A 14,056-nucleotide genomic window follows, 5' to 3' on the forward strand; every position below is an offset into this window, starting at 1 on the left:
GCCGTTGGCATACGGCAGGGCGGAGGTAACGAGGATTTTGCGTTGGGTCATGGTTGGTGTTTTGCCTTTTGGTTTGATAATTATCCGAATGGGCGGATTATAGCGTTTATAAAAGGGTTTATAAACCGAAATGCCTGTCTGAAAACCGTTTCAGACAGGCAGAGACCTTTGCAAAACCCCTGGATGTGGATGCAGTTCAAGGCGTAGCAGCGCAGCGAGCGCAGACATAACACAGAGTTAGGCAAGCGAGCGAGCAGCACACAACGCAGAAATGCGCCGCAGATGGGGGTTTTGCAAAGGTCTCAGGCATTTTTGTTTATTTTTTCCAAATACATGGCTTTGCCTCAATTTCATTTATAATCACGCTTTTTCCACGCTTTTCCTATTTGAGAAAACATCATGCAGATTGACGCGCAACACGTGCTGGCTGCCTTGCTCTCGCAAGAAGACACCGACGGCAGCAAAACCATTACCATAGACGATACCGGCCCGAAAAGCTTTACCGTGCAAGATATTCACGGCAAAAGCGTTACGGTTGAGGGTACTTATTACCTGGCCAATCTGTTGCAGGAAGTGTGGCTGGGACAAGGCCGCCTCGATATGGAAAAAGTATCGATGAAGCCTTTGGCGCGCGTTGATTATTTGATGAAAAACTACTATTGGTCCATCCTCACCCGCCGCTTGGATCAAGCGAGCCTGCTTTCGGTGCTGGCCGACGAAAAACGCAGCAGCGACAAAGCCTATCTGTATGTACCCGCCGCCGATGCCGCCGGCCTTGAATACTACCGCCGCATCAGCGCCGCCCATCCGCAAATCGAAATCATCGAGCTGCCCTCACCGCCATTTAGCACTGCGCAACTGGCCGAAATCGATAAAAAACCCGGTCTGCTTGCGTTGAAATACGATGCCGAACGCGGCGAGGCCGTGCCTTATGTGGTACCCGGCGGGCGCTTCAACGAGATGTATGGCTGGGACAGCTATTTCATCGCGCTGGGCCTGATGGCGCACGACCAATTCGAGCTGGCGCGCGGCTTGGTGGAAAACACCGCCTACCAAATCAAATACTATGGAAAAATGCTCAACGCCAACCGCAGCTACTACCTCACCCGCTCGCAGCCGCCGTTTTATACCGCCCTGCTCTGCGCTTTCTACCGCCAATACGAATCGCGCCTGAGTACCGAATGGCTGGCCGATCACTTGGCCATCGCCATCGACGAATACGAAAAAGTGTGGATGAATCCGCAAACCCATCTATTTGCCGAAATCGGCCTCAACCGCTATTTTGACGAAGGCAGTGGTCGTCCGAAAGAAACCGAACCCGGCCATTTCAAGCTGGAAATCGGCAAATACGCCAAACAGAAAAACCTCTCCGCCGAAGAATACGAGCAACGCTATGATGCCGGCGAAATCGTCGAACCGGAACTCGACCGCTATTTCGTACACGACCGCGCCATGCGCGAAAGCGGCCACGACACTACCGCCCGGTTAGACGACTTATGCGCCGACTTGGCCTGCGTAGACCTCAATGCCGTGCTCTACGATGTCGAACTGAAAATCTCCGCGCTCATCGACGACTATTTCCCGCAAGGCTTGCACCATAACGGCCGCGAATACAGCGGCAGCGAGTGGTATGAAAAAGCACAGGCGCGTTACGATTTGGTGCAGGAATATTTGTGGAACGAAGAAGCCGGCTGTTTCTATGATTACAACGTGCGCCGGGGCCAAGCGCAGATTTTTGACTCTGCCACCAATCTCTATCCTTTGTGGGCCGGCTTGTGCGAACCCGAACAGGCGGAAAAACTGGTGCGCGGGCAATTGCCGAAATTGATGTGCGCCGGCGGCATTTCCGCTACCGCCCCGTTGCCGCCGCATATCCAAGGCCCCGAACGCCAGTGGGACTATCCCTACGGCTGGGCGCCGCACCAAATCCTGCTTTGGGAAGGATTGCAACGCTACGGTTATCATCAGGAAATGCACGATGCCGCCTACGCTTGGGTGCAGATGATTATCCGCGCCACGGTGGAATACAACGGCCTGATTCCGGAAAAATTCGACGTGGTCAAAGGCTCGCACAAAACCGATGTGGAATACGGCAATGTCGGCACCGTATTCGAATATCTGCCCGCCGGCGGCTTCGGCTGGACCAACGCCTCTCTGATTCTGGGTATCGCCAAGCTAACCGAGGTACAAAAAGCCCAATTGAACGGCTTGGCGCAAACGGTGGATTAAGCGATATAGTGAATCCGCTTAAGAAAAAGTACACACTTCATACTCGGGCTTGACCCGAGTATCTTTTTGGGTTTCGGAAATTTTTAGGAAAAGGAGATACTCGGGTCAAGCCCGAGTATGACGAAACTGTTACCAAACAAACGGTTTAACTATATAACGGCCCAATGCCTGTCTGAAAAGAATGCCTGTCTGAAAAGTTTCTAGCTTCGCTAAAAACTTTTCAGACAGGCATTCTGCAACACATCTTATCAAGATTTCTTCGCCTTAAAGCTCAGCAAATGCTGCTGCGTCGCCAACGCGGCGCCGGCGATGCCCAGCGCGGTCACCACCAGCAACACCAGCAACACCTCCCAGCCGTAGAAAAAACGCCATTCGATGTTGATGCCGTAAGGCTTGAAAATCTGGCCGACCAAGGGCTTGGTGCTGTTCATCAGCCAAGCGCACAGCACCAAGCTCACGGCGGCGGCGGCCAGGCTCTGCCAAGCAGCCTGATACAGGAAGGGGCGGCGGATAAAGGAAGAAGACGCTCCCAAAAGTTTGGTGATTTCGATTTCTTCCTTGCGGCTCAAAATTTGCAGGCGGATGGTGTTATGCGCCACCAAAACAAAAGCCAGGCTCAAAGTAACCGCCAGAAAATAAAAGATTTTTCCAACAAAATCATTCACCTGATACAAAGTCTGCATCCATTCGGCATCCAGCTTGGCGCTCTCCACCATCGGCAGTTTGGCCAGATCGGCCTGCAGCGCACGCATGGCATCCGGCGTGCTGTTGCCGGCCGGGCTCACGATAAACACATCAGGCAGCGGGTTTTCATCCAACATGGCAACCAAATCCTGCTCGCCCATGTTTTTCTGCAATTCTGCCAAGCCCTGATCCTTGCCGACAAAATCATAGCGCTCGATGCGCTTGTCATCGGCCAACAGCTTGCGCACCGCCGCCTCGTCCTGATCACCGGCTTCCAGCTCCATATAAAGGGTAATTTGCGGCGCTTCGTTAAGCTTGCCGACTACCGCCTGCGCACTTTGTACGCCAAGATAAAGGGTGAGCGGCAAAGTCATCGCCACCGCCAGCATCGCCAATATCAGAAAAGTACCGATGGGTTGTTTGGCCAACTGAGATACCGCGCTTTTGGCGGCTTCCAAGTGCAGCGAAAGATAGTTTTTCGCACTCATTATGCAAACCTCCCTTGGTTGAGCCGCATAATGCGGTGGCCGTAATCGGCCATCAGCGTTTCGTCGTGGGCGGCCACGATAACGGTGGTGCCGGCTTCGTGGAAGGTTTTGAACAATTCCATAATATCCAAGGCATAGGCACGGTCGAGGTTGGCGGAAGGTTCGTCGGCAATCAAAAGGCTGGGCTGGTGCACCACCGCGCGGGCGATACACAAACGCTGCTGCTCGCCGCCCGATAAGGTAATCGGATCGGCGGTTTCTTTGCCGGCTAGGCCGACTTTCTCAATGGCGATGCGCGCCCGCTTTTCGGCCTGCTCGCGGCCGTAGCCGATAATTCTCAAAGGTAAAAGCACGTTTTGCAGCACGTTGCGATCGTACAGGATTTTATGGTCTTGAAACACAATGCCGATGTGCTGGCGCAGATAACCCAGTTGGTTATCGTTCAATTCGCCGATATTCTGGTTGTTCATCCACACCTTGCCCTCGGTGGGTCGGGTGATGCCGGAAATCAGTTTTAAGACGGTCGACTTGCCCGCGCCGGAATGGCCGGCCAGAAAAATCATCTCGCCTTTATGAATGGTGAAGCTCAGATTTTTCACCGCCGCAAAACCGCCGGGGTAAATTTTGGACACTTGTTCGAAACGGATCATGATTGCTTGCCGGAAGGTAAAAAGAAAAAGCAGCCCGATTATACAATAAGCTTGGCCGCCGCGAGAAAACAGGCGTGAATCGTGCTGTCATGAACAGCGGTTTTTTCAGCTATAATAAACCTTTTATGCCTGTCTGAAAGAGAAGCCATGCTCACCCCCGAACAAGTGAAAGAAATGATCGCCGCCGTTGCCCAATGCCAACACATCGAAGTGGAAGGCGACGGCCACCATTTTTTTGCCAAAATCGTTTCCGCCGATTTCGAAGGCAAAGCACGGCTGGCGCGCCACCGTTTGATTAAAGACGGCTTGGCCGATAAAATCGCTTCCAACGAATTGCACGCGCTGTCGATCAGCGTCGCCGCCACCCCGCAGGAATGGGCGGACAAACATTCCTGAACTGCCGCCGGCAAATGCAGTCTCACACCATCATCATGCCTGTCTGAAGAGCTATCGTTTGTTCAGACAGGCATGGCCGGAAAACACCCAAACATACGCAAGCCCTGATAAAAAACAACGAAAGTGCCCCATTCATGGACAAACTCAAAATTTCCGCCAACGGCCCGTTAAACGGCGAAATCACCGTATCCGGCGCCAAAAACGCCGCCCTGCCGCTGATGTGCGCCGGCCTGTTAACCGCCGACACCCTGCGCCTGAAAAACGTGCCGATGCTGCGCGACGTAAAAACCACCCAAAAACTGCTGCAAGGCATGGGCGCGCGCGTGCTCACCGACAACATCCACGAATTCGAAATCAACGGCGGCACCGTCAACAACACCGTCGCCCCGTATGAGTTGGTGAAAACCATGCGCGCCTCGATTCTGGTGCTCGGCCCCACCCTCGCCCGCTTCGGCGAAGCGCAGGTGAGCCTGCCCGGCGGCTGCGCCATCGGCTCGCGCCCCGTCGACCAACACCTCAAAGGGCTGGAAGCAATGGGCGCCGAAATCACCATCGAACACGGCTATGTGAAAGCCCGCGGCAAACTCAAAGGCGCACGCGTGGTGATGGACTTCGTTACCGTCGGCGGCACCGAAAACCTGCTGATGGCCGCCACCTTGGCCGAGGGCACCACGGTATTGGAACACTGCGCCGTCGAGCCCGAAGTGGTGGATTTGGCCGAATGCTTGGTAAAAATGGGCGCGAAAATCAGCGGCATCGGCACCCCGGTGATGACGGTGGAAGGCGTAAAAGAATTACACGGCTGCGAGCACAGCGTGGTACCCGACCGCATCGAAGCGGGTACGTTTTTGTGCGCAGTAGCGATGACCGGCGGCAAAGTAGTGTTGAGAAACGCCGCGCCGAAAACCATGGAAGCGGTGCTCGACAAACTCGTGGAAGCCGGCGCCGTTATCGAAGCGGGCGACGACTGGATTGCCATCGATATGCGCGAGCGCCCAAAAGCGGTGGATATCCGTACCGAACCGCATCCCGGCTTCCCCACCGATATGCAGGCACAGTTTATGGCGATGAACACCATTGCCGAGGGCGAAGGCACGGTTATCGAAACCATTTTTGAAAACCGCTTCATGCACGTACCCGAACTCAACCGCATGGGCGCCAACATCACCGATGAAGGCAATACCGCCATTGTAAAAGGCGTGGAAAAACTCTCCGGCGCCACCGTAATGGCCACCGATCTGCGCGCCTCCGCCAGCCTGGTGATTGCCGGCTTGGTAGCCGACGGCGAAACTATCGTCGAGCGCATCTACCACCTCGACCGCGGCTACGAACACATCGAAACCAAACTTGGCCAAGTGGGCGCCAAGATAAAACGCATTTCCTAAATCAATCCGCCTTGTGGCAATCATTAATGCCTGTCTGAAAAAATATTTTTCAGACAGGCATTTTCCCTTTTTGCCAAGTCAACAGCCAGCCATATAGCGGATTTAATTTAGTGGCTTAAATTCAGAATAGGACAATACGCCGAGCCGAAGACAGTACAGGTATAGCGGATTAACTTAACTTCCGCTACCTCGTAGCTGCGCCAAAGCTCAAAGAGTAACGATTTTGTAAACCGCTGAAGCGGCAACAGAATCAGTTCCGTACGTGTGTACTGTCTGCGGCTTACTGCCTTGTATCGAAAGTTAATTAAATCCGCTATATCTCTTTTTGATCTCGATATTTAATCTTAATAGCTTTGAATGTTTAACGGTTAATCAATCCAAATTTAAGAAATTCCCCTTAAATATGTGTTAATAAACCCGATTATTTTAGAATACTATAGCTATTTTCAACATTTCACTCACCAATAATTGAATTATGCAAAATAAATTGATAGCATACATTCATCATAAACAATAAAAGAAACGATTATCAAAAGGAATTTGTTTTGAATATTGATTTTCAACTGCCGCAAGATACGTTTTTGAGCGAATACCGCTACCGGAAGCCCTATCTTTTCAAACAAGCTGTCAGCCTGCCCGATAGAGAAACGGTTTGGCGCGGCATTAACGAAATGTACCAACGAGCCAATCCGGCAGACGATTTATTCAAGTTCCGCAAAGGCGCACTGATTCCCAAAGAGCATTATGTGGAATCTTTCAATGATGTCGGCCGCATCCGTTACCGCTTCAAAAAAGCGGCGGTATACGAATACCTGAAAGACGGCGCAACTTTGGTCTACAACCGTATCAACAACGAACCGTTTTCCGACAACATTGCGCGGCAAATCGCCCGTTTTACCCAAGCGCATACTATCGTTAGCGGCTATCTTGCCTTTGGAGAGGATGCATCCTACAAAAACCATTGGGACACCCGCGACGTATTCGCCGTACAGCTGATAGGTAAAAAGCATTGGAGCCTTTCCGCCCCCAATTTCGACATGCCGCTTTATATGCAGCAGAGCAAAGATTTGCCCCATATTCCCGAGCCGGAAACTGCTGATATGGAAGTGGTGTTGGAAGCCGGTGATATCCTTTATATCCCGCGCGGCTGGTGGCACAACCCCGTGCCCATGGGTTGCGAAACATTCCATCTTGCCGTCGGCACTTTTCCTCCTAACGGTTATAACTATATGGAATGGTTGATGAAAAAAGTCCCTGATATTGCCGGATTCCGCCACAGCCTGCAAAGCTGGACGCATGATGAAGGCCGTCTGAAAGCCGCCGCTGAAGAATTTGCCGCACAAATCACCGAGAAAATCAATTATGAAACCTTTATGCAGGAATTTCTCGGCGATCAGCGAACCGATAGCGGCTTCAACTTTGAAATCTTAGGTAACCCGTATTCAGAAGGCTTGCCCGAAGATGCATTATTGAGACTGAATACGATAGACGATTCAACCTTAGAGAAAGGGTATCTGATTTCAAACGGGATTAAACTGAATTTAGACGAAGAAAACATACACTTGCTGAAAAAACTCAGGCCAAACCGCTCAGTAACGCTCCAACAACTTTACCAAGAAAAAAGCGGGAAAGAACAACATAAAATCAGAGAGATAATTGAAAGATTAGCTCAATTCGACGTTTTAGAGATAAATAATTAAATATATTTTTATGAAAAACTTATTTAATCTAAAAAATATAATCAAATTTATTCTTTTTATATCAATAATGTCGACCTTGGCATTATTTGATAAATATGTTCTTTATAAAATCATTGAAAATAAATATTATAAAGACATTAGCTTTTATTTTTTTATATTTCCAGTTGGAATTTGGCTTTTTTCAAAAGCTAAAAAGTTCTTTAACTTGGATTAGTAAATTACAGGAGAAAATTATGTATGAATTGTCTATTTATGATTTAAGAGTTGTATCTGGTGGCTCCGGCGGAAAAACAGCTCAGGGAGCAATTACCGGGATGGGTGCTTATGCAGGCGTACAAATAGTTAAGGAGCAAGAAGTTACCGTATCGGGCTTAGCGGGGTCTGCATTTGCTGGAGCCATTGGTTCCTCTACTACCAATTCAGCGATGTTCGGCGCTATGGGGGGAGCCGCTATAGAACGGGGGGTAGATTATATAGGGAATCAGTTAAATTCGAATCCCGTTAATTTAGGCCCAGGTTTCATGGTGCAGCCAGATTCAACTATGCCTCTATTAATGCAGCAGGATGGAACTAATTATGACAACTTTGCACAGGATAAGTCTGGCAATAGTTATGGAGGTTGAGCCTCAATTTCATATTGAGGCTATCGGGATTTGTCTTCCATTATTCACTCATAAAAAGAAAGGAGGCATTTTGGTTACCATATTAAATATTTGCAAATTCATATTTATATCGATAGCGGTGTTAAGTGTTCTTTTATGTTTATATGAACTGCTGTTCAACAACTTTGATAAAAGAATTTTTTTACTGTATGCCAAAGGTTTTTTAATTTTCCTGATTCTCAGCATTGGCAGCCATTACGCAATAAGAAAATATTTTTGGCAGGCTAAATAGTATCGGATAGGAGAAGATTCAATTGAGATTGTGAGGGAACAATGAGAGATTTATCAAAACATACTATTTCTCTAATCAATACTTCGTCAATTTCATTTATTTTATTAAATCTTTATATTATTTATAGCGAATTTAGGTTTGACTTGTCGGATAGCCATATTGCCCGATTATTTGCCATTCTGGTATCGCCGGCTTTTGCAGCCTCTACGCTGGTATTGATCTATAAAATGATTAGTTTCAAGCCAAATGCTGCCGATTATGCCCAAATCCAATATTTAAAAATTTTGCTGTTTTATTTAACTGTTATTTTTTATTGTGTTTTTATCTTTTTTTTAAAAAAAGACAATCTTTATTTTAATTTAAGCATTTATACCCTTGTTTCGATAATGGCAATATTTTGTTTAAGCCATTTGTTTTTATTAGTCAAATTTCACTTGCGAGGTAATAAAAATGTATGAATTGAATATTCAAGATTTGAAAATTGTTGGCGGCTCGGTAGGTGTTCCCGGAGCAGTGGTAGGAGGAGCTGCCGGTTTGGCTGCATATTCGGGATCTGTTGCAGCAAGTGGCGAAGAGTTCAGCATTCGAGACGCAACTTATGCAACTGGTCTTGGCGCTATGGCTGGGGCATTGACTGGACCAGTAGGAATCAAGACTGCGGTTGATACGATAGGGATATCTACCGCTGGCGGAATTGCTCAGGGTGGTCTGGAGCGGATAGATAAGCAGCAGGATGGAAACAATTACGATGGTACTAATTATTGAATCCTAGGGCGTTAGAGAGCAAGAGGATAAAATGGATATACAAAAAATAGAAATTCTTTTAGGAGCCGTTTTTTTAGGAAGTTTTTTACTACAGGTTATTATCGGAAAGCTATTGGGATGGGAGTATAAATTTGATAAAGAAAAATACGGATTCGGTATCAGATGGGTATTTTTTCTCATCTCAGGGTTGATAACCGGGCTGGTTAAATTATTTGCCGGTTAACCGCGTTTGGGATAAATAAACTCAAAAGGATTTTTTATGTTATCACCCTATATTACGGTTTGTATCAGTCTGTTTTTTGTGTTTTTCTTCTTGACACGAATATTTCAATTAGGCGCGGTATTTAAAAACAAATATGGCTTCAGCATTCATATTTTGTCGGCGGCGGTTGCCGTTTTCATTACCCTTGCTCTGTATTGGTATCATTATTAATCCGGATTCATATTTAAATTTAACAGACTGATGTAGAAAATTCCAACGTTGCTTACATTTTTCCAACATAAGATTTTTGATTATCAGGGTGTTACGATGAAAAAGATAATCCGCCCCGCCTTTACCGCTATAGCCATATTTATATTTCTGTTTTTACATAGATTGCTGGCAGGCAATGTATGCATGCCTGAGTCGGGTCGGGAATATTGGCTGAGCTATACGTTGTTTGCCGTTGCAGGAGTGGCATTGATTGAGCCGATTATCCGATACCTCACCAAAAAAAACGGATAAGCATCCAGTCTCCGCCAAAACGGCAGCAAATATAGATACCGTTGTTTTTCTTTCAGGCTGCCTTTCTGCTTTAGGCCGTCTGAAAATTTTGTCTTTATTTTTCAACATTCAAACCATGTCCCAAACCCCTTTCTTCCGTCCTGAAGTATTGGCTGCCCGTGAAAACCGTTGGACGGGCAGGATTATTCTCACGCGGCCGTTTTCGTTTGCTTTTTTGACAGGCTGTGCCTGTTTGATTGCGGCAGTGGTGATACTGTTTTTGATTTTCGGCAGCTATACCGAGAAAACAACGGTGGAAGGCCAGCTTTTGCCGGATTCGGGAGTGGTGCGTGTGTATGCGCCGGATTCCGGCGTGATTACGGAAAAATTCGTGAACGATGGCGACAAGGTAAAGGCCGGCGACAAATTGTTCGCGCTCTCAACATCGCGCTTCGGTGCACAGGGCAATATCCAACAGCGGCTGGCTTCGGAAGCGGCCTTGAAAAAAACGTTGGCGGAACAGGAGTTGGCACGGCTGAAGCTGATTCACCAAAATGAAAAACGCTCGCTGGAAAGCGCGATTACCCGCCTGAAGAGCCAACACCGCCATATCGTACAACGTATTGCCAGCCAAAAAAGCCGGGTAAGGCTGGCGGAAGAAATGTTGGGAAAATACCGTTATCTGAATGCGAATGATGCGGTGTCGAAGCAGGAAGTAATGAATATGGAAGCTGAAATGCTGGAGCAAAAATCACAACTGGATGCCTACCGCAGTGAAGAGGCGGGCTTACTGCAAGAAATCCAGGCACAGAACCTGACGCTTGAGAGCCTGCCGCAACGCCATCAAACGGAACAAAGCCAGCTTGAACGCTCGATTGCAGACATTTCGCAAGAGGTGCTGGATTTTGAGATGCGTTCTGAACAGATTATCCGCGCCGGTAAATCAGGCTATGCGGCCACGCCGAATGTGGAAACCGGTCAGCAGGTGGATCCTGCGCGGCTTTTGATGAGCATTGTGCCGGAACAGACCGAGCTATATGCCAGCCTTTATGTGCCGAGCAAGGCTGCAGGGTTTGTGAGGCCTAAGGAAAAAGTAGTGCTGCGTTATCAGGCATATCCGTATCAGAAATTCGGCCATGCGGAGGGGGAAATTGTTTCGGTGGCAAAAACAGCCTTGGGCAAGCAGGAACTTTCAGGTTTGGGGCTGATTTTTGCCAATCCCGCCTTGGTTAACGAACCGGCCTATTTGGTGAAGGTGAAGTTGAAAAAGCAGTCGGTAACAGCTTACGGCGAGGAAAAGCCGTTACAAATCGGCATGATTTTAGAAGCGGATATTCTTCACGGCAGCAAGAAATTGTATGAGTGGGTGCTGGATCCGCTTTACAGTGTTTCAGGAAAATTAAATTAAACTTCAAAAATTTAATACGTTTTCAAAAAGCAAGCCAAGGTTTTGCCACCCCACCCGGATGGGGCGCAACTATCGGTAGTGCTCTTGGTTCAAGACTTGGTACAGCCGGTAGCCTTGGCGGAGCTGCTCTGGGACACTATATTGAAACCAGAGACTATAACCAAATGGGCGAGGATTATATCAATCAAGTTCACACGGAAATCAGAAACGGAAACATTCCGGCAGATTAAAGAAAGGAGGGAAATGATGAAGAAACTGAAAATATTCAGGCTCTTGGGTTGCTTATCAGGGGCACTGATTTATTATTTATTCATTAGTATTACCGATACCTCCAATATCTATAAACTGGTTGCTTTTTCTATCTGTACCAGTTTGGGGGTATACAGTGCAGAAAAGTTATACAAGACTTGTGCCGATAAAAAAAATCGTCTTGATTTTTAATCCATACAAGTTTAGATAACAGAAAAGCAATCTGATAAAGGCCGCCTGAAAGCCTTTCAGACGGCCTTCCTAATAATTTCTATCTGACTAATCAAACCTGAATAATGGATTATCTAAACCGCCTCTCCTTCGGTTTTACCCGAAAACTCCCCGTGGTATTGCAAACCGAAATCGCCGAATGCGGCTTGGCCTGTTTGGCTTCTATATTGCGTTATCACGGTTTTTATACCGATTTGCGTACACTGCGGCAGAAATATGCGTTTTCGCTCAAAGGGGCGAATATGGCCGACATCGTGCGCTTCGGCGACGATATGAATTTAACTTCGCGCGCGCTGCGTTTGGAATTGGACGAATTGGGCAATCTGCGCCTGCCTTGTATCCTGCATTGGGATTTGAATCATTTTGTGGTGTTGAAATCGGTAGCGGCCGAGCATATCGTGGTGATGGATCCGGCAACGGGCTTGCGCAAAGTGAAGATGTCGGAGGTATCGCGCAAGTTTACCGGCGTGGCCTTGGAGATGTGGCCGAACACGCAGTTTGAGGAAAAGAAAAACGAACAACAGATTAAAATCCTGCCCATGCTGAAGGGCATTACGGGCTTGCGCCGCTCGCTGGTACAACTGTTGCTCTTGGCGGTGGCCATGGAAGTGTTTGCTTTGGTATCGCCTTTTTTCATACAATGGGTTATCGACCATGTGGTTGTAACCGCCGACCGTAATCTGCTGGTAACACTGGCTTTGGGCTTCGGCTTGTTAATGCTGGTGCAGCAGGCGGTGTCTTTGCTTCAGTCTTGGGTAGGAATGTATTTCGCCACAACCTTGAGTATGCAGTGGAAATCGAATATTTTCAAACGCCTGCTGGATTTGCCGACCGATTATTTTACCAAGCGGCATTTGGGTGATGTGGTGTCTCGTTTCGGTGCGGCAGACAGTATTCAAAATACGCTCACATCAACTTTTTTCGTGTTGGTTCTCAACAGTTTGATGGCTGTGTTTACGCTTACACTAATGTTGGTATACAGCCCGAAGCTGACGGCGGTGGTGTTGGTTACGCTACTGATTTATATTTTAATCCGCTGGGCTGCCTATTACCCGCTACGCCGCGCCACGGAAGAAAATATTGTACACGCCGCCAAACAGAGCACTTATTTTATGGAAACCATACGGGGCGTACAAACGGTGAAACAGTTCGGCAAAAGCACGCAACGGCACGGCACATGGATGGGCTTGTTTGCCGATACAGTCAACACGGGGCTAACTGTACAAAAACTAGGCATTTGGTTTAGCTTTGCCAATACACTGTTGTTTGGTGCCGCCAATATCTTGATTGTGTATTTGGGGGCGCTGGATATTTTGGACGGCTTGTTTACCGTAGGCGTATTTATGGCTTTTTTGGCCTATAAAAACCAGTTTGAAAGCCGTATCGGTTCTTTGATTAATCAGTTTGTGCAGGTAAAAATGCTGTCGCTGCACGGTGAACGCTTGGCCGATATCGTGTTAACCGAAACAGAAAGCGAACACACACCCGACATCGGTATTCCCAATCTTGAGGGCGGCATCGAAATCCGCTTGGAAAACGTGTCGTTCCGCTATGCCGAAAACGAGCCTTATGTGTTGCAAAACGTGAATTTAACTGTCAAGCCGGGAGAGTCGCTGGCTTTGGTTGGCCGGTCGGGTTGCGGCAAGTCAACGCTTTTGGATATTTTGTGCGGCAACCTCAAGCCCGAATCGGGCAAAGTGCTGGTCAACGGCCACGATATCTACCGCTTGCCGCCGCGCTTTATCCGCAGCTTGAGTGCAGTGGTGCGGCAAAACGATGTTTTGTTTGCCGGTTCGATTGCGGACAACATCGGCTTTTTTGATGAAACCCCCAACCGGGAAAAAATCGAACGGTGCGCCCGTATGGCGATGATACACGATGAAATTTCTGCCATGCCCATGGGCTATGAAACCTTAATCGGCGATATGGGCAGCGCACTTTCAGGCGGCCAGAAGCAGCGTATCGTATTGGCTCGCGCCTTGTATCAAAATCCGAAAATCCTGTTTCTCGACGAAGCCACCAGTCATTTGGATATCGCCAATGAAAAAGCGGTCAATGCCTATCTGAAAAATTTACCGCTTACCAAAGTCATGGCGGCACACCGGAAAGAAACCGTTGAATCGGCTGATAGGGTTTTTGATTTGGCTGCGACCGCTTGAAATGTTTGCTGACATTAAAACTTACCCAAACAGGTTTTATCAGGAAAATCAAAACCATTTCGAGCAAACCCGTTCAGACGGCCTTTTAAAAGTGAGAAGACTTATCGGATGCATC

Annotated in this window: 12 protein-coding genes and 1 pseudogene; 10 read left to right on the forward strand and 3 right to left on the reverse strand. The window is 48.0% G+C overall.

Translation table 11 applies throughout. The features are described from left to right. Window positions 1–207: hypothetical protein (locus Q4C79_RS06610; protein WP_303090266.1), on the forward strand; the 207-nt coding region annotated here is incomplete at its 5' end. On the opposite strand, the pseudogene Q4C79_RS06615 reads toward Q4C79_RS06610, so the two are convergent. Further along, a pseudogene (locus tag Q4C79_RS06615) lies at window positions 151–354 on the reverse strand (signal peptidase). The gene Q4C79_RS06610 and the pseudogene Q4C79_RS06615 sit on opposite strands and share 57 nt — an antisense overlap. A gap of 45 nt (window positions 355–399) precedes the next feature. Here Q4C79_RS06615 and Q4C79_RS06620 point away from each other — a divergent pair. Continuing rightward, window positions 400–2,229, forward strand: a complete 1,830-nt coding sequence (locus Q4C79_RS06620; RefSeq protein WP_303090233.1) for a trehalase family glycosidase — start codon at window positions 400–402, stop codon at window positions 2,227–2,229. A 248-nt stretch (window positions 2,230–2,477) separates the two neighbouring features. Here the strand turns inward: Q4C79_RS06620 and ftsX are convergent, their stop codons facing one another. Together ftsX and ftsE are read right to left on the reverse strand one after the other, a co-directional pair. Next, on the reverse strand, window positions 2,478–3,401 hold the full coding sequence (ftsX, locus tag Q4C79_RS06625) for a permease-like cell division protein FtsX (RefSeq protein WP_303090234.1): 924 nt from the start codon (window positions 3,399–3,401) through the stop codon (window positions 2,478–2,480). Continuing rightward, on the reverse strand, window positions 3,401–4,051 hold the full coding sequence (gene ftsE / locus Q4C79_RS06630) for a cell division ATP-binding protein FtsE (RefSeq protein WP_303090235.1): 651 nt from the start codon (window positions 4,049–4,051) through the stop codon (window positions 3,401–3,403). The genes ftsX and ftsE overlap by 1 nt, the downstream gene beginning before the upstream one ends. A gap of 147 nt (window positions 4,052–4,198) precedes the next feature. Between ftsE and Q4C79_RS06635 the strand changes: the two genes are divergently transcribed. The 8 genes from Q4C79_RS06635 to Q4C79_RS06670 all read left to right on the forward strand — a co-directional run bounded on the left by Q4C79_RS06635 (window position 4,199) and on the right by Q4C79_RS06670 (window position 13,941). Beyond that, complete coding sequence (locus Q4C79_RS06635) at window positions 4,199–4,447, forward strand: BolA family protein (protein WP_303090236.1); 249 nt, start codon at window positions 4,199–4,201, stop codon at window positions 4,445–4,447. Between the two features lie 134 nt (window positions 4,448–4,581). Then, window positions 4,582–5,832 carry a UDP-N-acetylglucosamine 1-carboxyvinyltransferase gene (gene murA / locus Q4C79_RS06640; RefSeq protein ID WP_303090237.1) on the forward strand — a complete coding sequence of 417 codons (1,251 nt, stop codon included), beginning with the start codon at window positions 4,582–4,584 and terminating at the stop codon, window positions 5,830–5,832. Window positions 5,833–6,377: 545 nt separating this feature from the next. Then, on the forward strand, window positions 6,378–7,532 hold the full coding sequence (locus Q4C79_RS06645; protein WP_303090238.1) for a cupin domain-containing protein: 1,155 nt from the start codon (window positions 6,378–6,380) through the stop codon (window positions 7,530–7,532). Between the two features lie 95 nt (window positions 7,533–7,627). Continuing rightward, window positions 7,628–8,155 carry a hypothetical protein gene (locus Q4C79_RS06650; RefSeq protein WP_303090239.1) on the forward strand — a complete coding sequence of 176 codons (528 nt, stop codon included), beginning with the start codon at window positions 7,628–7,630 and terminating at the stop codon, window positions 8,153–8,155. A 721-nt stretch (window positions 8,156–8,876) separates the two neighbouring features. After that, window positions 8,877–9,191, forward strand: coding sequence for a hypothetical protein (locus Q4C79_RS06655; protein WP_303090240.1), 315 nt, complete (start codon window positions 8,877–8,879; stop codon window positions 9,189–9,191). Between the two features lie 31 nt (window positions 9,192–9,222). Continuing rightward, complete coding sequence (locus Q4C79_RS06660) at window positions 9,223–9,414, forward strand: hypothetical protein (protein WP_303090241.1); 192 nt, start codon at window positions 9,223–9,225, stop codon at window positions 9,412–9,414. Between the two features lie 616 nt (window positions 9,415–10,030). Continuing rightward, the gene (locus tag Q4C79_RS06665) at window positions 10,031–11,302 is read left to right on the forward strand and encodes an HlyD family secretion protein (protein WP_303090242.1); all 1,272 of its coding nucleotides are present in this window, start codon (window positions 10,031–10,033) and stop codon (window positions 11,300–11,302) included. Between the two features lie 545 nt (window positions 11,303–11,847). Continuing rightward, entirely contained in the window at window positions 11,848–13,941 is a 2,094-nt protein-coding gene (locus tag Q4C79_RS06670; RefSeq protein WP_303090243.1) for a peptidase domain-containing ABC transporter, read from the forward strand. The last annotated feature ends 115 nt before the right edge of the window (window positions 13,942–14,056 follow it).

Origin of the sequence: Neisseria sp. (assembly GCF_030523955.1) — a bacterium.
GTDB lineage: Bacteria > Pseudomonadota > Gammaproteobacteria > Burkholderiales > Neisseriaceae > Neisseria.

Bases quoted from the DNA above. Each gene is read 5' to 3' on its own strand.
- murA (WP_303090237.1), top strand. From the start codon at position 4,582: ATGGACAAACTCAAAATTTCCGCCAACGGCCCGTTAAACGGCGAAATC.
- ftsE (WP_303090235.1), bottom strand. From the start codon at position 4,051: ATGATCCGTTTCGAACAAGTGTCCAAAATTTACCCCGGCGGTTTTGCG.
- Q4C79_RS06635 (WP_303090236.1), top strand. From the start codon at position 4,199: ATGCTCACCCCCGAACAAGTGAAAGAAATGATCGCCGCCGTTGCCCAA.
- Q4C79_RS06655 (WP_303090240.1), top strand. From the start codon at position 8,877: ATGTATGAATTGAATATTCAAGATTTGAAAATTGTTGGCGGCTCGGTA.
- Q4C79_RS06670 (WP_303090243.1), top strand. From the start codon at position 11,848: ATGGATTATCTAAACCGCCTCTCCTTCGGTTTTACCCGAAAACTCCCC.
- Q4C79_RS06660 (WP_303090241.1), top strand. From the start codon at position 9,223: ATGGATATACAAAAAATAGAAATTCTTTTAGGAGCCGTTTTTTTAGGA.
- ftsX (WP_303090234.1), bottom strand. From the start codon at position 3,401: ATGAGTGCGAAAAACTATCTTTCGCTGCACTTGGAAGCCGCCAAAAGC.
- Q4C79_RS06620 (WP_303090233.1), top strand. From the start codon at position 400: ATGCAGATTGACGCGCAACACGTGCTGGCTGCCTTGCTCTCGCAAGAA.
- Q4C79_RS06650 (WP_303090239.1), top strand. From the start codon at position 7,628: ATGTTCTTTATAAAATCATTGAAAATAAATATTATAAAGACATTAGCT.
- Q4C79_RS06665 (WP_303090242.1), top strand. From the start codon at position 10,031: ATGTCCCAAACCCCTTTCTTCCGTCCTGAAGTATTGGCTGCCCGTGAA.